18 protein-coding genes are annotated in these 18146 nt (G+C 61.8%); 10 read left to right on the top strand and 8 right to left on the bottom strand.

Translation table 11 applies throughout. From position 1 onward, the window contains the following. Nucleotides 1–67: 67 nt before the first annotated feature. The 5 genes from kdsB to AC1RNN_RS07030 are packed head-to-tail and all read right to left on the bottom strand — an operon-like array spanning nt 68 to nt 3153. Nucleotides 68–844, bottom strand: coding sequence for a 3-deoxy-manno-octulosonate cytidylyltransferase (gene kdsB, locus AC1RNN_RS07050; RefSeq protein WP_493087468.1), 777 nt, complete (start codon nt 842–844; stop codon nt 68–70). 5 nt (nt 845–849) lie between these two features. Continuing rightward, nucleotides 850–1032, bottom strand: a complete 183-nt coding sequence (locus AC1RNN_RS07045) for a Trm112 family protein (protein ID WP_493087470.1) — start codon at nt 1030–1032, stop codon at nt 850–852. Continuing rightward, entirely contained in the window at nt 1013–2068 is a 1056-nt protein-coding gene (lpxK, locus tag AC1RNN_RS07040) for a tetraacyldisaccharide 4'-kinase (RefSeq protein ID WP_493087472.1), read from the bottom strand. Before lpxK ends, AC1RNN_RS07045 begins: the two co-directional genes overlap by 20 nt. Nucleotides 2069–2071: 3 nt before the next feature. After that, entirely contained in the window at nt 2072–2500 is a 429-nt protein-coding gene (locus AC1RNN_RS07035) for an ExbD/TolR family protein (protein WP_493087474.1), read from the bottom strand. 26 nt (nt 2501–2526) lie between these two features. Further along, the gene (locus AC1RNN_RS07030) at nt 2527–3153 is read right to left on the bottom strand and encodes a MotA/TolQ/ExbB proton channel family protein (RefSeq protein ID WP_493087476.1); all 627 of its coding nucleotides are present in this window, start codon (nt 3151–3153) and stop codon (nt 2527–2529) included. A gap of 230 nt (nt 3154–3383) precedes the next feature. Here AC1RNN_RS07030 and xseA point away from each other — a divergent pair, with 230 nt between their 5' ends. The 3 genes from xseA (at nt 3384) to AC1RNN_RS07015 (ending at nt 7784) form a co-directional block, all read left to right on the top strand. Beyond that, on the top strand, nt 3384–4676 hold the full coding sequence (gene xseA, locus AC1RNN_RS07025; RefSeq protein ID WP_493087478.1) for an exodeoxyribonuclease VII large subunit: 1293 nt from the start codon (nt 3384–3386) through the stop codon (nt 4674–4676). Between the two features lie 43 nt (nt 4677–4719). Beyond that, nucleotides 4720–5301: a superoxide dismutase gene (locus AC1RNN_RS07020; protein WP_493087480.1), complete on the top strand. Its 582-nt coding sequence runs from the start codon at nt 4720–4722 to the stop codon at nt 5299–5301. Nucleotides 5302–5546: 245 nt separating this feature from the next. Next, nucleotides 5547–7784, top strand: a complete 2238-nt coding sequence (locus AC1RNN_RS07015; protein ID WP_493087482.1) for an NADP-dependent isocitrate dehydrogenase — start codon at nt 5547–5549, stop codon at nt 7782–7784. A 45-nt stretch (nt 7785–7829) separates the two neighbouring features. Here AC1RNN_RS07015 and AC1RNN_RS07010 read toward each other — a convergent pair whose 3' ends face one another. Further along, on the bottom strand, nt 7830–8282 hold the full coding sequence (locus AC1RNN_RS07010; RefSeq protein ID WP_493087483.1) for a DUF192 domain-containing protein: 453 nt from the start codon (nt 8280–8282) through the stop codon (nt 7830–7832). 138 nt (nt 8283–8420) lie between these two features. Here AC1RNN_RS07010 and icd point away from each other — a divergent pair, with 138 nt between their 5' ends. From icd to clpA, 3 genes are all read left to right on the top strand, one after another. Further along, a complete protein-coding gene (icd, locus tag AC1RNN_RS07005) occupies nt 8421–9674 on the top strand; it encodes an NADP-dependent isocitrate dehydrogenase (protein ID WP_493087485.1) in 1254 nt (417 codons plus the stop codon). A 151-nt stretch (nt 9675–9825) separates the two neighbouring features. Beyond that, entirely contained in the window at nt 9826–10182 is a 357-nt protein-coding gene (gene clpS / locus AC1RNN_RS07000) for an ATP-dependent Clp protease adapter ClpS (protein WP_493087486.1), read from the top strand. 79 nt (nt 10183–10261) lie between these two features. Next, a complete protein-coding gene (gene clpA, locus AC1RNN_RS06995) occupies nt 10262–12583 on the top strand; it encodes an ATP-dependent Clp protease ATP-binding subunit ClpA (protein ID WP_493087487.1) in 2322 nt (773 codons plus the stop codon). A 69-nt stretch (nt 12584–12652) separates the two neighbouring features. Here clpA and AC1RNN_RS06990 read toward each other — a convergent pair whose 3' ends face one another. Further along, nucleotides 12653–13696 carry an extracellular solute-binding protein gene (locus AC1RNN_RS06990; protein WP_493087489.1) on the bottom strand — a complete coding sequence of 348 codons (1044 nt, stop codon included), beginning with the start codon at nt 13694–13696 and terminating at the stop codon, nt 12653–12655. A 78-nt stretch (nt 13697–13774) separates the two neighbouring features. Between AC1RNN_RS06990 and AC1RNN_RS06985 the strand changes: the two genes are divergently transcribed. Beyond that, nucleotides 13775–14716: a patatin-like phospholipase family protein gene (locus AC1RNN_RS06985; protein ID WP_493087490.1), complete on the top strand. Its 942-nt coding sequence runs from the start codon at nt 13775–13777 to the stop codon at nt 14714–14716. A gap of 195 nt (nt 14717–14911) precedes the next feature. Here the strand turns inward: AC1RNN_RS06985 and AC1RNN_RS06980 are convergent, their stop codons facing one another. After that, nucleotides 14912–15454, bottom strand: a complete 543-nt coding sequence (locus AC1RNN_RS06980) for a phasin family protein (protein WP_493087491.1) — start codon at nt 15452–15454, stop codon at nt 14912–14914. Between the two features lie 230 nt (nt 15455–15684). On the opposite strand from AC1RNN_RS06980, the gene AC1RNN_RS06975 reads away from it, so the two are divergent. The 3 genes from AC1RNN_RS06975 to pncB all read left to right on the top strand — a co-directional run bounded on the left by AC1RNN_RS06975 (nt 15685) and on the right by pncB (nt 18132). Continuing rightward, the gene (locus tag AC1RNN_RS06975; protein WP_493087493.1) at nt 15685–16128 is read left to right on the top strand and encodes an acyl-CoA thioesterase; all 444 of its coding nucleotides are present in this window, start codon (nt 15685–15687) and stop codon (nt 16126–16128) included. Further along, nucleotides 16125–16820 carry a nitroreductase gene (locus tag AC1RNN_RS06970; RefSeq protein WP_493087494.1) on the top strand — a complete coding sequence of 232 codons (696 nt, stop codon included), beginning with the start codon at nt 16125–16127 and terminating at the stop codon, nt 16818–16820. Before AC1RNN_RS06975 ends, AC1RNN_RS06970 begins: the two co-directional genes overlap by 4 nt. Nucleotides 16821–16926: 106 nt before the next feature. Further along, entirely contained in the window at nt 16927–18132 is a 1206-nt protein-coding gene (pncB, locus tag AC1RNN_RS06965) for a nicotinate phosphoribosyltransferase (RefSeq protein WP_493087496.1), read from the top strand. The last annotated feature ends 14 nt before the right edge of the window (nt 18133–18146 follow it).

Genomic DNA, 18146 nt, shown 5'->3' with positions numbered 1-18146 from the left:
CCTTGCTGGTGCATTTTTTCTTGCGCGTACAGCCTTGGAGAATAGCACGGGCTGCCCCGCGCTTAACTTACAGCTTGGGGGCCATTCCCGCGAGGATGGCACGCACCCGTGCCAGGTCTTCGGGCGTGTCCACGCCGGGGCCGGGGGCATGCTCGCTCACATGCACTGCGATGCGGTGACCATGCCAAAGCGCGCGCAGCTGTTCCAGCGCCTCCAGCACTTCGATGGGGGCCTGCGGCAGGCGTGGAAATTCGCGCAGAAAGCCGACACGGTACGAGTAGATGCCGATGTGGCGCAGCGGTGCCGGGGAGGGCAGGCTGCTGATGCCATTGGCGAAACCATCGCGCCACCAGCTGATGGGCGCACGGCTGAAGTACAGGGCCAGGTGGTTGGCGTCGTGTACGACCTTGACCACATTGGGGCTGGCAAAGTCTGCCAGCTCGGTAATGTGGTGGGCGGCGGTACCCATGCTGGCCTCGGGGGTGGCCTGCAGAATGCTTGCCACGGCCTGCACCAGATCGGGGTCCATCAGCGGTTCGTCGCCCTGGACGTTGACGACGATCTCGTCGTCGGTCAGGCCGAGGATGTCGCAGGCCTCGGCCAGGCGGTCACTGCCGGAAGGGTGGTCTTGTCGCGTGAGGATGGCTTGCACGCCATGGGCAGCGCAGGCTTCCAGAATCGATTCGCTGTCTGCTGCGACAACCACCTGGCTGGCTTGCGGCACGCCTTCTCGCACACGCTGGGCCACACGCACCACCATGGGGATGCCGCCCAAGTCGGCCAAGGGCTTGTTGGGGAGACGGGTCGAGGCCAAGCGGGCAGGGATGAGGACGGTGAAACCCATGGTGCTCACTGGCCCAGTTCGGCGTCGCTCAGTTCGCGCGCTTCGTTTTCAAGCAGGATGGGGATGCCGTCGCGCACCGGGTAGGCCAGGCGGGCGCTGCGCGAGATGAGCTCCTGCGCGTCGCGGTTGTATTCCAGGGGGCCCTTGGTCACGGGGCAGACCAGCAGTTCAAGAAGTCGGGTGTCCATGGGAGGATGATACCGGGGCAGGTCGGTGGGCTTGGAGGGCGCGGTCCAGCGCGGCGTAGAACGCGGGGGGCGCTGTCTGCAGCAGGGGCACGGCGCGTGCCGTGGGGACATGCTGCCAGAGCTTGATCGCATCTTTTTCGGTGCAAATAACGGTGTAGCCCCCGTCGATAGTGCGCGACCAGCTATCAAAATCATAGTGATCCGGCAGCGCCAGGGTTTTCTGCAAAACGAGGCCGCTGGCCCGCAGCATGCTGAAAAAGGTTTCGGGTTGGGCAATGCCTGCCACCGCCATTACCGGCGGTGCACCGGGTGCTGTCAGGGCGCTGAGTGGTTGCGCATCACCGTCGATGCCCACGCTGTACGTGGCCAAACGGCGCTCGGCCAAGTAGCCGGGCAGCGCGCTGGCGCCGGTTTGCAGCAGCAAGGTGTTGCCGCGCTGGCCTGCCTGTACCAAGGGCTGCAAAGGCCAGGGCTCGCGCAGCGGGCCGGCGGGGAGCAGCCAGCCGTTGCCGGTGCCGCGGCCGTCCAGCACACAAATCTCTACATCACGGTACAGCGCGTAGTGCTGCAGGCCATCATCGCAGACGATCAGCTGGGTTTGCGGGTGGGCGGCCAGCAGGGCGCGCGCCGCTTCGGCACGTTTGCGTCCGACAAAGACGGGCACCCCGGTCTTGCGCTGCAACAGCAGGGGTTCATCACCCACCTCGGCAGGGCTGGAGTGTGATTCCACGGCCTGGCAGCCGTGCCCCTTGCGTCCGTAGCCGCGCGACACAATGCCGACCTGCCAGCCTCGGGCCTGCAGATGCGCCACCACGCCCAGCACGGTAGGCGTCTTGCCGGCGCCTCCAGCCACCACATTGCCCACCACCAGCACGGGCACGCCCACGCGCTCGCTGCGTAGCCACTGGCGGCGGTAGGCCAGGCGGCGCAATGCGAGCAGGGTTGCGTAAATCAGGGCGAGGGGAGTGAGAGCCCAAGCCAGTACGCCGCGGCCTGTCCAGGCCCGCAGCAAGGCCTGTTGCAGGCCTGCGACCATGGCTTATTTGCCGCCCGCCTGGGCGGAGGATTGGGTGGCGAAGGTGATCTGGTTGAGGCCGGCGCGGCGCGCGGCTTCCATGACGGTGACGACGGCCTGGTGCTTGGCACTCGCGTCGGCGCTGATGATGACCACGGTGTCCTTGCCGGCCTTGGCGTTCTCGGTCAGCGCCACGGCCAGGTTGTCGAGGTTGCGGCCCGCCACGGGGGTGTGGTTGATGCTGTAGGCGCCATCGGCGCTGACCGCGACGATCAGTTCCTTGGGGTAGTCGCGCTGGGCGTCGGTATCCGCCACGGGCAATTTGAGCTGCAGTTCGGTGAACTTGCTGTAGGTGGTCGACAGCATCAGGAAGATGAGCACGACCAGCAGCACGTCGATGAAGGGGATGAGGTTGATCTCGGGCTCTTCGTGGCGGCGGGGGCGGAAGTTCATGGTGTGGCGGCTCCTGCGTGCTCGGCTTACTTGCGCATCGCCTTGAGGTGGCGGCTCAGGTGCTCGGCGGCCAGTTCCAGCGTGAGCAGGTAGCCATCGACACGGGCACGGAAGTAGCGCCAGAAGATCAGCGAGGGAATTGCCACGATCAGGCCGAAGGCGGTGTTGTAGAGCGCAATCGAGATGCCGTGCGCCAGCTGGGCCGGGTTGCCGCCGGTGCTGCCGCCCGGGGCCTGGGAGCCGAAGATTTCAATCATGCCCACCACGGTGCCAAACAGGCCCATCAGCGGTGCGGCTGAGGCGATGGTGCCCAGGGCGCTGAGGTATTGCTCCAGCCGCTGGCTGACGCGGCGGCCCGCGCCCTCCATGGTGGCGCGCACATCGTCTTCGGAGATCTGCGGGTCGGCATTGACGGCACGCAGGCCGCTGGCAAGCACCTCGCCCAGGGCGGAGTTCTTTTCCAGCTGGCTCACCACGTCGGGCGCAGGCACGCTGGTGCGGGTGACGCTGAGCACTTCTTCAAGCAGACGGGGAGGCGCCACCTTGCTGGCCTTGAGGCTGATGAAACGTTCGATCACGATGGCCAATGCCAGGATGGAGCAGGCAATCAATGGCCAGATGGGCCAGCCCGCGGCTTGTATGATGGAAAACAAGAGTGATACCCCACGCAGATAAAAAGCTGGCCGATTATGGCGTACCCCGCCAAGCCCACTCTGCACAGAAATTGTGGATAACTGTGTGGGCAAGTGCCGCCCCGGCATGCTGCCAGCACGACAGCATGCGGGTGCCAACAGTTTGATGACAAATACAGCAGTGAAAAACCCAATCCATTCAATGACTTGCTACGCCGCTTGGTGCGCTGGCGCCGACCGGAGCATGGCGCGTGCCAGCGTTTGACAGCGAGTTGCCCGCGCGGCGGGTATGGCCCGTTTCGGCCCTATGCCGCGCGCTGGCCGATACGCTGGACGCGCGCTTCAACCCGGTACGCGTGAGCGGCGAGTTGGCCAGCTTCACGCGGGCCAGCAGCGGCCATTGCTACTTCACACTCAAGGACGCCCAGGCCCAGCTGCGCTGCGCCATGTTCAAGCGCGCGGCGTCGCTACTGGACTTCGCACCTCGTGAGGGCGAGCTGGTCGAGTTGACCGGGCGTCTGGATATCTACGGCCCGCGTGGCGACCTGCAGCTCATCGTGGAGAGCATGACGCGCCAGGGCCAGGGCAATCTGTTCGAGCAGTTCATGCGGCTCAAGGCTCAGCTCGAAGCCGAGGGCTTGTTCGATGCTGCGCGCAAGCGCCCCTTGCCCGCCGTGCCGCGCCGCATCGGCCTGGTCACCTCGCTGGGCGCCGCGGCCCTGCACGATGTGGTGACAGCGTTGCGCCGGCGAGCGCCGCACCTGGAGGTGGTGCTGGCGCCATCATTGGTGCAGGGGGAGGGCGCTGCAGCCCAACTGGTGCAGGCGCTCGATTCCCTCTATGACTACCACCATGCCCAGGGCCTGGATGCCATCCTGCTGGTGCGTGGTGGGGGCTCCATGGAGGACCTCTGGGCCTTCAATGACGAGCACTTGGCGCGCACCATCGTCGCCAGCCCGGTGCCTGTGCTCAGCGGGGTGGGGCACGAGACGGATTTCACGATTGCAGATTTTGTGGCCGATGTGCGTGCCCCTACCCCGACGGCGGCAGCCGAGATGGTGAGCCCGGCGACCGAGCAGTTGCTGGATCTGGTGGAGAGCCAGCAGGAGCGCTTGCAAACGATGCTGGGTCGCGTGCTGGACCGGCAGTCGCAGCGCCTCGACAGTGTGAGCGCGCGTCTGGGCCGGCCCTCATCCCTGGTGGCGCAGCGCATGGCGGGTCTGACCGGTTTGCAGCATCGCATGCAGCACGCCGTGCTCAGCGGCGTGCAATGGAAGCAGGCCGCTGTACAGCGCCAGCAGGAGCGCCTGCGGCCCAGCCTGCAGCGCGCGTTGCAGGCCCAGCAGACGCGCGTGGACCAGGCCGGTTTGCGGCTGGAGCTGCTCGATCCCCGCCTGGTTTTGCGCCGGGGCTATGCCTGGCTGACCGATGCGTCCGGACAGGCCGTCACGCAGGCTGCGTATCTGCAGCAGGGCCAGCGCTTGCGTGCAACCCTTGCTGACGGTGCGGTTGATGTCCTTGTAGACCAGACGCCCGCCAATTAGTTTCTACAATCGCCTTTTCTTGCTAACCAACCCAGAGGACTCCATGGAACATACCTTGCCCGCCCTGCCGTACGCGATCGATGCATTGGCCCCCGCCTACTCCAAAGAAACCTTGGAGTTCCACCATGGCAAGCACCACAACGCCTATGTGGTGAACCTGAACAACCTGCAAAAGGGCACCGAGTTCGAGAGCCTGACGCTGGAAGAAATCATCAAGAAGTCCAGCGGTGGCATCTACAACAACGCCGCCCAGATCTGGAACCACACCTTCTTCTGGAACAGCATGAAGCCCAACGGGGGCGGTGAACCCACCGGCGCGCTGGCCGACGCCATCAACGCCAAGTGGGGCAGCTTTGCCGCCTTCAAGGAAGCCTTTGTGAAGTCCGCCGTGGGCAACTTCGGTTCGGGCTGGACCTGGCTGGTGAAGAAGGCCGACGGCTCCGTAGACATCGTCAACACGGGCGCCGCCGGCACCCCCCTCACCACTGCCGACAAGGCCCTGCTGACCGTGGATGTGTGGGAACACGCCTATTACATCGACTACCGCAACCTGCGCCCCAAGTTTGTCGAGACCTTCCTGGACAAGCTGGCCAACTGGGACTTCGCTGCGCAAAACTTCGCCTGAGCGAAGCGGCAGCATCGCACTCTCCAAAAAGCCGACGGCATGCCGTCGGCTTTTTTTATGCCTGCAGCATGGGCGGGCTGAAAAATTTTTCACCAGAACAAGGTGAATTTTCGCATTATGAGAATGCGTTGCAAAAAAACGGATTTTGGTCAGAGCACTGAAAGCACAATGGCGCACTATCGGCGAACAAAGTCCGCAGGCGTGAAGACCTGCGGCGCCAACTAGGATTTTTTTGGAGACCTGAGATGAGTACGCAGCAACCCACCATCATCTACACCCTGACGGATGAGGCGCCCCGCCTGGCCACCGCCTCCTTCCTGCCCCTGATCCGCGCGTTTACCGCACCTGCCGGCATTGATGTGGCGGAGTCCGACATTTCCGTCGCGGCCCGCGTCCTGGGCGAGTTCCCCGAGTTCCTCAAGGAGGAACAACGCGTTCCCAACACCTTGGCCGAGCTGGGCAAGAAGACGCTGCAAGCGGATGCCAACATCATCAAGCTGCCCAATATCAGCGCATCGGTAGGTCAGCTGCAAGCCTGTATCAAGGAATTGCAAGGCAAGGGCTACGCACTGCCTGACTATCCCGAGTCTCCCCAGACGGAGGAAGAAAAATCCATCCGTGCCCGTTATGCCAAGTGCACTGGTAGTGCGGTCAACCCCGTCCTGCGCGAAGGCAATTCGGATCGTCGCGCACCCAAGGCCGTCAAGGAATACGCCCGCAAGAACCCCCACAGCATGGCCGAATGGAGCCAAGCGTCGCAGTCGCACGTGTCACACATGCACCATGGCGACTTCTATCACGGCGAAAAGTCCCTGACCCTGGACCGCGCCCGTGATGTGAAGATGGAGTTGATCACCAAGAGCGGCAAGACCATCCTGCTCAAGCCCAAGGTTTCTCTGCTGGATCGCGAAATCATCGACAGCATGTTCATGAGCAAGAAGGCCTTACTTGAGTTCTATGAGAAAGAAATCGAAGACGCGCGCAAGACGGGCGTGATGTTCTCGCTGCATGTCAAGGCCACCATGATGAAGGTCTCGCACCCCATCGTGTTCGGCCACTGCGTCAAGATCTTCTACAAGGACGCCTTTGAAAAACACGGCGCCCTGTTCAAGGAACTGGGCGTGAACGTGAACAACGGCATGGCCGACCTGTACGGCAAGATCGCCACGCTGCCCCAGTCCAAGCAAGACGAAATCAAGCGCGACCTGCACGCCTGCCACGAGCACCGCCCCGAGCTGGCCATGGTCGATTCCGCCAAGGGCATCACCAACTTCCACTCGCCCAACGACATCATCGTGGACGCCTCGATGCCCGCCATGATCCGCAACGGCGGCAAGATGTGGGACGCCAATGGCCGCCTCAAGGACGTGAAGGCCGTGATGCCCGAATCGACCTTCGCCCGCATCTACCAAGAAATCATCAATTTCTGCAAGTGGCACGGCGCGTTCGATCCCAAGACCATGGGCACCGTGCCCAACGTGGGCCTGATGGCCCAGCAGGCTGAAGAGTACGGCTCGCATGACAAGACCTTTGAGATCACTGAAGACGGCGTTGCCAACATCACCGATCTGGCCACTGGCGAAGTACTGCTGAGCCAGAATGTGGAAGCGGGCGACATCTGGCGCATGTGCCAGGTCAAGGACGCAGCCATCCGCGATTGGGTGAAGCTGGCTGTTAACCGTGCCCGCAACTCCGGCATGCCCGTGGTGTTCTGGCTCGACTCCTACCGCCCGCATGAAGCGCAGCTGATTACCAAGGTCAAGATGTACCTGCACGAGCACGACACCACCGGCCTGGACATCCAGATCATGAGCCAGGTGCGTGCGATGCGCTACACGCTGGAGCGTGTGATCCGTGGCTTGGACACCATCAGCGCCACCGGCAACATCCTGCGCGACTATCTGACCGACCTGTTCCCCATCATGGAACTGGGCACCTCGGCCAAGATGCTCTCCATCGTGCCCTTGATGGCGGGTGGCGGCATGTACGAAACCGGTGCCGGCGGCTCCGCGCCCAAGCATGTGCAGCAACTGGTGGAAGAAAATCACCTGCGTTGGGATTCGTTGGGCGAGTTCCTGGCGCTGGCTGTGTCCTTGGAAGATCTGGGCATCAAGACCGGCAACGAGAAGGCCAAGATCCTGGCCAAGACGCTGGACGCTGCCACCGGCAAGCTGCTGGACAACAACAAGAATCCCTCGCCCAAGACAGGCCAGCTCGACAACCGTGGCAGCCAGTTCTATCTGGCGCTGTACTGGGCCCAGGCGCTGGCCGCCCAGACCGAGGATGCCGCTCTGGCTGCGAAGTTCGCGCCCTTCGCCAAGCAGTTGGCTGACCAAGAGCAGACCATCGTGGCCGAACTGGCTGCGGTGCAAGGCAAACCCGCTGACATTGGTGGCTACTACCTGCCCGATGTGGCCAAGCTTGATGCCGTGATGCGCCCCAGCGCCACGCTCAACGCGGCCCTGAGTGCCGTCAAGGCATAAAAAAAGGCCCGGAGTTCCGGGCCTTTTTTCTGGTGGGGCGCCTGCTTAGTGGGCTACGAATGGCGTGCCTGCCAGCTTGCTGCCGGCCTTGAAGCCGCGCTTGGCAAACCAGCCTTGGTTCATCTCGAGCACGTAGCGCACCGGCTTGGCTGCGCAGTGAGAGTCGGTGGTTTGGGGCTTCATGTCAGCCAGGTTGACGATGGTGCCGTCGTCGGCCACAAAGGCGGCCGTGAGTGGCACCAGCGTATTCTTCATCCAGAAGCACAGGCCCGAGGGCTGCTCGAAGACAAACAGCATGCCCTCGTACTGGGGCAAGTCCTTGCGGTACATGAGGCCGGTGCTGCGCTGGTCCGGCGTCTGGGCGACCTGAGCGTCGATGAGGTGCATGCCGGCAGAGAGCTTGACGCGCGGCAGATTCATCTGGGGCGCTTCCTGGGCGAAGGCCTGGCCAGACAGGGCCAAGCACAGCGGGAGAAGATGGCGAAGCAGGGTGTTCATGGAGAGCGGTGAGTGGAAGTGGGGCCGTATACAGGCCTTGCATTGTGCGCCATGCACGATCGGACCGCTTTGGATTTACAACTAGAATTCTTCAGACATCCCGCAGTTACGCTGCACCGCATTCGGAGTTCCGTTTCCATGTACCAGCACATCAAAGTGCCTGCCCAAGGCCAGAAGATCACCGTCAACGCCGACCAGACCCTGCAGGTGCCGGACCAGCCCATCATTCCCTATATCGAGGGCGATGGCACGGGCGTGGACATCACACCCGTGATGCTCAAGGTGGTGGACGCTGCTGTGGCCAAGGCCTATGGCGGGCAGCGCAAGATCTATTGGATGGAGATTTACGCGGGCGAGAAGTCCACCAAGGTTTACGGCCCGGATGTCTGGTTGCCTCAGGAAACGCTGGACGTGGTGCGCGAGTACCTGGTCTCCATCAAGGGGCCGCTGACCACGCCCGTGGGCGGCGGAATCCGCTCGCTCAACGTGGCGCTGCGCCAGGAGCTCGACCTTTATGTGTGCTTGCGCCCCATCCAGTATTTCAAGGGCGTGCCCAGCCCCCTCAAGGAGCCCGAGAAGACGAATATGGTGATCTTCCGCGAAAACTCGGAAGACATCTACGCTGGCATCGAATTCGAAGCCGAATCGGACAAGGCCAAGCGGCTCATCCAATTTCTGCAGGACGAATTTGGTGTGAAGAAGATCCGCTTCCCCAACACCTCGGGTCTGGGCGTCAAGCCGGTCTCGCGCGAAGGCACGGAGCGCTTGGTCCGCAAGGCCATTCAGTACGCCATCGACAATGACAAGCCCAATGTGACCTTGGTGCACAAGGGCAATATCATGAAGTTCACTGAGGGCAGCTTCCGTGATTGGGGTTATGCGCTGGCGCAGAAAGAATTCGGTGCCCAGCCGATTGATGGCGGCCCCTGGTGCCGTTTCCGCAACCCCACGACGGGGCGCGACATCATCATCAAGGACGTCATCGCCGACGCCTTCCTCCAGCAAATTCTGCTGCGCCCGGTGGAGTACAGCGTAGTGGCCACGCTGAACCTCAATGGCGATTACATCTCCGACGCACTTGCAGCCCAGGTCGGCGGCATCGGCATTGCGCCTGGAGCCAATCTGTCGGACACCGTGGCCATGTTTGAGGCCACACACGGGACGGCGCCCAAGTATGCGGGCAAGGACTACGTGAACCCCGGCTCGGAAATTCTCTCCGCCGAGATGATGCTGCGCCATATGGGCTGGAAAGAGGCGGCTGACCTCATCCTGCGCTCCATCGAAAAATCCATTGCCAGCAAGAAGGTGACCTACGACTTTGCGCGCCTCATGGAAGGCGCCCAGCAGGTCAGTTGCTCGGGCTTTGGCCAAGTCATGATTGACAATATGTAAACGCCGCATACTGTTGTCACCTCCAAAACCGCTGTCGGGCCCTGCCTGGCAGCGGTTTTTTTCTGGATCGGCTTGAAACCCCGGATTCCGCACCCAACTCCTCTTCAATCAGTCGCGTGCACGCCAGCAGGCGCCCGATAAAATCCCAGGCATGGCCACCAACAAACCTATCCCACCCATCATCGCGCCGCCCGCTACGGGTGACGGCGATGGCTCCGTCGTGATGGAGCGTCTGACGCAGCGCGTCAAGCCACCGTCGATGTACCAGGTCGTGATGCTCAATGACGACTACACACCCATGGAGTTTGTGGTGGTGGTGATACAGGAATTTTTTGGCAAGGATCTGGAGGCCGCCACACAGATCATGCTCAAGATTCACCTTGATGGACGTGGTGTCTGCGGTGTGTATTCAAAGGACATTGCGGCGACCAAGGTGGATCAGGTGATGGAGGCGGCGCACAAAGCGGGCCATCCCTTGCAATGCGTGAGCGAACCGGTGGATTTGTAGGGTATTTGCGGCGCCAGGGTTTTGGGCGATTCAAAACGCATTACAGTTATTCAACACAGCAAGGCAAAAAGGAATTCATATGATTGCCCAAGAATTGGAAGTCAGCCTGCACATGGCCTTTGTCGAAGCGCGCCAGCAGCGACATGAGTTCATCACGGTAGAGCACTTGTTGCTCGCTTTGCTTGACAACCCCAGCGCCGCCGAGGTGCTGCGCGCCTGCGCCGCCAATATCGACGACCTGCGCAAATCGCTGAGCAATTTCATCAAGGACAACACGCCCCAGGTGGCCGGCACCGACGAGGTCGACACGCAACCCACGCTGGGCTTCCAGCGCGTGATCCAGCGCGCCATCATGCATGTGCAGAGCACGGGCAGTGGCAAGAAAGAAGTCACGGGCGCCAATGTGTTGGTCGCCATCTTTGGTGAAAAAGATTCGCATGCTGTCTACTACCTGCACCAACAGGGTGTGACACGCCTGGACGTGGTCAACTTCATCGCCCACGGCATCAAGAAGAGCGATCCGCCCGAGGCCGCCAAGTCGAACGAAAATCCTGCAGAAGCGGAAGAGGGCAGTTCCGAGAAGAACGAGAAGGCCTCGCCGCTGGAGCAGTACACCCAGAACCTCAACCAGATGGCCAAGGACGGCAAGATCGATCCCCTGATCGGCCGCGAGTACGAGGTCGAGCGCGTGATCCAGATCCTGTGCCGCCGCCGCAAGAACAACCCGCTATTGGTGGGAGAGGCCGGCGTGGGCAAGACTGCCATTGCCGAGGGCCTGGCTTGGCGCATCTCGCAAAACGACGTGCCTGAAATCCTCGCCGAGTCGGTCGTTTATTCGCTCGACATGGGGGCGCTGCTGGCCGGTACCAAATACCGTGGCGATTTCGAGCAGCGCCTCAAGGGCGTGCTAAAGGCACTCAAGGACAAGCCCAATGCGGTGCTGTTCATCGACGAAATCCACACCCTCATCGGTGCGGGTGCCGCATCGGGCGGCACGCTGGATGCCTCCAACCTGCTCAAGCCCAGCCTCAGCTCGGGCCAGCTCAAGTGCATCGGCGCGACCACCTTCACCGAATACCGCGGCATCTTCGAGAAAGATGCAGCGCTGTCGCGTCGCTTCCAGAAGGTGGACGTGGTGGAGCCCACCGTCGACCAGACTGTGGAAATCCTCAAAGGTCTGAAGTCGCGCTTTGAAGAGCACCACAACGTCAAGTACGCCGTGGCGGCACTGCAGGCTGCGGCTGAGCTCAGCGCCAAGTACATCAACGACCGCCATCTGCCCGACAAGGCGATCGACGTGATCGACGAGGCGGGTGCTGCCCAGCGCATTCTTTCGCCGAGCAAGCGCAAGAAGACCATCAGCAAGACAGAGGTGGAGGAAATCGTCGCCAAGATTGCGCGCATCCCCCCCGCCAATGTCTCCAATGACGACCGCAGCAAGCTCAAGACGCTGGAGCGCGACCTCAAGAGCGTGGTGTTCGGCCAGGACAAGGCGCTGGACGTGCTCGCCTCTGCCGTCAAGATGGCGCGCTCGGGCCTCGGCAAGGGCGACAAGCCGATCGGCTCCTTCCTGTTCAGTGGCCCCACGGGCGTGGGCAAGACCGAAGCCGCCAAGCAACTGGCCTACATCATGGGCATTGACCTGATCCGCTTTGATATGAGCGAATACATGGAGCGCCATGCCGTAAGCCGCCTCATCGGCGCGCCTCCGGGCTATGTGGGCTTTGACCAGGGAGGCCTGCTGACCGAGGCCATCACCAAGAAGCCGCACGCCGTGCTGCTGCTCGACGAAATTGAAAAGGCCCACCCGGACATTTTCAATGTGCTGCTGCAGGTCATGGACCATGGCTCGCTGACTGACAACAACGGACGCAAGGCCGACTTCCGCAACGTCATCATCATCATGACGACCAACGCGGGCGCGGAAACCATGAACAAAGCCACTATTGGCTTTACCAACCCGCGTGAGGCGGGCGACGAGATGGCCGACATCAAGCGCCTGTTTACACCCGAGTTCCGCAACCGGCTCGATGCCATGGTGGGCTTCAAGGCACTCGACGAACAGGTCATCCTGCGCGTGGTCGATAAGTTCCTGCTGCAGCTGGAGACACAGCTTGCCGAGAAGAAAGTGGAAGTCACCTTCACCGACAAGCTGCGCAAGCACCTGGGCAAGAAGGGCTTTGATCCTCTCATGGGTGCACGTCCCATGCAGCGCCTGATCCAGGACACGATTCGCCGTGCGCTGGCCGATGAGCTGCTGTTTGGCCGTCTCACGGACGGTGGCCGCCTGACCGTGGACCTAGACGATAGCGTGGCCGACAAGACCGAAGTCACGCTGGACATCCAGCCTCTGCCCAAGAAAGAAGGCAAGTCCAAGTCGGAAGAGGCCACGGCCGGTTAAGTCTGGGCCGATACGGGCAAGAAAAAAGGGGCGCTTCAAGCGCCCCTTTTTGTTGTGATGTGCGAGGGTTTACTTGAAGCCCACACGGTCCAGCATCTGCTGCACTTTCACCTGATTGGCACCCACGGTGCTGATCGGGATGGTCTCGCTCTTGAACGAAGCTCCGCCCATGGCTTGCAGAGCGGGGTTGCTGGACTTCACGCCTTTGGCAGTGGGCCATTCGTTGTTGCCATTGGCAAAGTGCTCCTGGGCCGAGGGGTTGGCCAAGTATTCCAGGAACTTGGTGGCGTTGGCCGCATTCTTGGAGTTTTTGGCTACGGCGCCACCGGCGATGTTCATGTGCGTGCCCCAGGAAGACTGGTTGGGGAAGACCACGCCCACGCGCTCCATGACGGCCTTGTCTGCCGGAGCTTCAGAGCGCATCAGGCGAGCCAGGTAGTAGCTGTTGGTGACCGCGATGCCGCATTCGCCACTGGCGACGGCCTTGATCTGATCGGTGTCGCCGCCCTTGGGCGCGCGCGCCATGTTGTCGACCATGCCCTTGAGCCACTGTTCTGCAGCAGGTGCGCCGATGTGCTCGGTGACTGCGCCGAAGAGGGACAGGTTGTAGGGGTGCGAGCCGGAGCGGATGCAGAGTTTGCCCTTGTTCTTGGGGTCGCCCAGTTCCTCGTAGGTGTCCACGTCTTCCTTCTTCACCGTGGCCTTGTCATACACGATCACGCGGGCACGGGTGGAGAAGCCAAACCAGGACGTACCGCCATTGGCGTCGGCCTTGCCGCGCAGCTGTGCAGGGATCGCGTCTTCCAGCGCTTGCGATTTGACGGGCAGGAACAGGCCATCAGTTTCACCGCGCCACAGCCGGCTGGCGTCCACAAGCAAGATAATGTCGGCCGGTGACGCGCTGCCTTCCGCCTTCAGGCGGGCGATGATGCCCGCGTCATCCGCATCCACGCGGTTGAGCTTGATGCCCGTGGCCTTGGTGAAGTTGGCGTACAGGGCTTCATCCGTCTGGTAGTGACGGGCCGAGTAGATGTTCAGCGTCTGGTCTTGCGCCGAGACAGCGGTGGTACCGATGGCCAGCAATGCGGCCAGACTGATGCGGGAAAGTTTCATGGTGTGTCGCTTTGAGGTGATTGAACCGGCGACATGGTAGTTTTTCGTTGAGAATCATTCTTATTTGAAGGGGCTTTGATGGGGATTCGGGAGTGGGGAAATGCCTTGCGCTGGTCGCTGGTGCTGGGTGCTGTGGTGGTGTTGACCGGGTGTGCAACGGCACCCGTGGCAGACAAGCCGGTTGTGGATCTGACGCCCACCGCGCCGCCACCTGTTCCGCCCTTGGTCGTGGCCAAGCCACCGCCCAAGATCGGTCTGGCCCTGGGCGGCGGAGCCGCTCGCGGCTTTGCCCATGTGGGAGTGATTCAGGTGCTGGAGGAAAACGGCATCCGCCCCATGCTGGTCACAGGAACATCGGCGGGGAGTCTGGTGGCGGCCATCTATGCCAGTGGCAAGACCGGCGCCCAGTTGCAGCGTGTGGCAGAGACCATGGAGGAAGCTGCGATCGCGGACTGGACCCTGCCCATTTTCAGTCGCGGCATGCTGCGGGGTGAAGCCTTGGCACGCTATGTCAACACCCAGGTGGGCTCCCGCTTGATTGAGGACATGCCGCTGCCGCTGGGTATCGTTGCCACCGACCTCAACACGGGCAAGGATGTGGTTTTTCAGCGGGGTGACACCGGAACTGCGGTGCGCGCGTCCAGCGCGGTGCCTGCTGTCTTCCAACCTGTGAAGATTTCCGGGCGTGAGTATGTGGACGGAGGGCTGGTATCTCCTGTACCAGTTGGTGCTGCGCGCAAAATGGGCGCTGACTTCATCATTGCCGTGGACATTTCCAGCCCGCCGGAGGGCAGTCTGACCGGCGGTACGCTGGAAATCCTCTTGCAGACTTTTGCCATCATGGGCAAGAGCATCAACAATTTTGAGTTGCGCGACGCCGATATCGTGATCCGACCGGGATTGCAGGGCGTTGCGAGTTCAGATTTCAGCGCGCGCAAGCGCTCTATCGAGGCGGGCCGCCAAGCCATGTTGCGGGCGATTCCTGAGCTGAAAGCCGCATTGGCTGCGCGCTTGCGCTGATTCCGCAAGGCCAAAAAAAAGGCCTCGTTTTGCAACGAGGCCTTGAAGGGATCCCTGAACCTGAAGGTTTCGAAAGGACCCGAGGAGACAACCGGTGGAAACATTTGTTTCCGAAATTCAATTATCTCAGGGTTTTCCCTTGGTAGCTAGGGAATGGGGCCAAATTTTTCAAAAAACTTGGCGCCCGACCTGGGATTAACGCTTTTTGGCAGCAGCCTTGGTGGCGTTGGTCGCTGTGGCGGCCACGGCGTTGAAGTTGGCTTCGGCCACTTCGGTCGCTTGCTTCACGGCCTTTTGCACGGATTCCAAGGCGTTGTTGGCGGCAGCCACAGAGCTCTTCAGGATGGCCACGGCGGCTTCGGAGCCGGCGGGGGCGTTCTTGGCAGCGCTGTCGACCAGACCGGCAAACTTCTTCTGAGCGTCAGCAGCTTGGCCTTCGACGGTCTTGCTCAGCTCAGCGCTGGCACCAGCGGCGATGTCGTACAGGTGACGGCTATAGGCAGCGGTCTTTTCGGCCAGGGGTTGCAGCAGACTGGATTGCAGGGCCAACAGTTCTTGGGCGTCTTTCACGCTCAGCAGGGACTGGGTGTGGCCAGCAGCTTCGGACAGGGCAGCCTTGGAAGCGGTCAGGTTCAGTTCAACGATCTTTTCCACGCCTTCGAAGGCTTTGTTGGTCAGGCCAAACAGGGTTTCGATGTTGGCTTTGTGGGAAGCGATCACTTGTTCAACGGTCAGCATATTCAATCTCCAATAGTTAAGGTTTCAATCCCATCTGCTCCGTAACCTGGCTCCTAGGCTCTGTTCATGTTGCAGTGCAGCATGGTGTGAATTGTACGCATGCTGCGCTGCAACACAAGCATTTTTTGTTGCATTGCAGCAAATTAGACACATTTACCTAGCGCATGCTGTGGCGTCACTGTTTTGTCACCGCACCGTGCCAGCCCTTCGGGCACTGGCAAAATGGCCGGATGGAGTCCATCCCCACTACCAAGCCTCAGGCGGAGCTGCGCAGCGCGTACCGGGTGTTTCGCCCCATTTCCACCCGCTGGTCCGACAACGATGTTTATGGTCACGTGAACAACGTCGTCTACTACAGCTGGTTTGACACGGCGGTGAATGCCTACCTGATCGAGCAGGGCGTGCTCGATATCCACCAGGGCGCCACGATTGGCTTGGTGGTGGAGACGCAGTGCAACTACTTTGCTTCGTTGGCCTTCCCGCAGGCGGTACAGGCCGGGATTCGCGTGGCGAAGCTGGGGACGTCCAGCGTGCGCTACGAGGTGGGCATCTTTGGCGAAGGCGAACTGACCGCGGCCAAAGGCCACTTCATCCACGTCTATGTGGACCAGATGACCCGCAAGCCGGTGCCCCTGCCTGCTGCACTCAAACAAGTACTGGAGACGCTTCTATGACAGCTTCCGTGGTGGACGAGGCCATTGCTTCGCGTATGTCGGTGCGGGCTTTCACCGCCCAGCCCGTGGCCCGTGCCGATATCGAAGCGATCCTGCAGGTGGCCAGCCGCGCGCCCAGCGGCACCAACTGCCAGCCCTGGAAGGTGTATGTGTTGCAGGGCGCCAGCCGCTCCACGCTGGTGGACAAGGTGTGCACCGCGCACGATGCCATCCGCGCCAACCCGGCGCTGGCGGCGGAGTACCGGGAAGAGTACGACTACTACCCCGGCCAGTGGGTCAGCCCTTATATCGACCGGCGCCGCGAAAACGGCTGGGGCCTATACGGCTTGCTGGGTATCGGCAAGGCGGACAAGGACAAGATGCACGCCCAGCACCAGCGCAATTTCCGGTTCTTCGATGCACCGGTGGGGCTGATGTTCACCGTGGACAAGATCATGGGGCGTGGCTCGCTGGTGGACTACGGCGCTTTCCTGCAGAGCATCATGGTGGCGGCGCGCGGCCGTGGTTTGCACACCTGCCCGCAGGCAGCCTGGAACGGCTTTGCCAGCATCATCCTGCCGCACATCGGCGCGGGGGAGGGCGAGATGCTGGTCTGCGGCATGTCCTTGGGCTATGCCGATACCGGGGCACCGGTGAATGGCTTTCATACGCCGCGCGTGCCGGTGGCGGAGTTCACGCACTGGCTGGATTGAACCGGAATTCATATAAAACAGGGCTGTAGCCCGCACGAAATGTGCGCAAGCAGCTATTGAAAACATAGCAAATTACGGTGTCCCCTGAGGCACCTCCTGTCCCACCATGATCATCGACAGCCTGCTGGATACCGACCTGTACAAGTTCACCATGATGCAGGTGGTCTTGCACCAGTTTCCGGGGGCGCATGTGGAGTACCGCTTCAAGTGCCGCAACCCCGGGGTGGACCTCGCGGCCCATGCGACGGAGATCCGGGAGGAAATCCGTTCCCTGTGCGGGCTGCGCTTCCAGGAGGATGAGCTGGCCTATCTGCGGTCCCTGCGCTTCATCAAGAGCGATTTCGTGGACTTCCTGGGCCTGTTCAAGCTCAACGAGAAAAACATCACCGTCACGCCGCTGCCCACGGGTGAGTTGGACATCACGATCGAGGGCCCCTGGCTGCACACCATCCTGTTCGAGATTCCGGTGCTGGCCATTGTCAACGAGGTGTATTTCCGCAACACCCAGCCGCTGCCCGATCAGGAGGAGGGCCGCAAGCGCTTGGCGACCAAGATCGGACAGCTGCGCGCAGAGGGGCTGGGCGATCTCAAGATTGCCGACTACGGCACGCGTCGGCGTTTCTCGCGCGCCTGGCATGAAGAGGTGCTGCAGGTGCTGGCCGCACAGCTGGGCACCGTGCAGCGCCCCGGCCAGGCGGGCGCCCCCGGGCAGTTGGCAGGCACCAGCAATGTGCTGCAGGCCATGCGCATGGGCCTGTTGCCGCTGGGCACCATGGCGCACGAATACCTGCAGGCTTCGCAGGCGCTGGGGCCGCGCCTGCGCGACAGCCAGATCTTCGCCTTCGAATCCTGGGCGCGCGAGTACCGCGGCGACCTGGGCATTGCGCTGAGCGATGTCTACGGCATGAACGCCTTCTTGCGCGATTTCGACATGTTCTTCTGCAAGCTCTTTGACGGTGCCCGCCACGACAGCGGGGACCCCTTCACCTGGGGCGAACGCATGCTGGAGCATTACGCGCGCAACCGGGTGAGCCCGGTCACCAAGACGCTGATCTTCAGCGATGGCCTGACTGTGCCCCGCACCATCGAGCTGTACCAGCAATTCCGCGGGCGCTGCCAACTGGCATTCGGCATTGGCACCAACCTGACCAACGACCTGGGCTACGAGCCCCTGCAAATTGTGGTGAAGATGGTGCGATGCAATGGCCAGCCGGTGGCCAAGTTGTCGGATACTCCTTCCAAAAACATGTGCGATGACGAAAAGTACCTGGCCTACCTGCGCCAAGTCTTCGAGATCACGCCCACCGCCTGATTCCACCCGCTGTC

It is taken from the genome of Rhodoferax sp. GW822-FHT02D07, from assembly GCF_058802405.1.
This window is presented reverse-complemented; position numbering and strand designations above follow the sequence as displayed.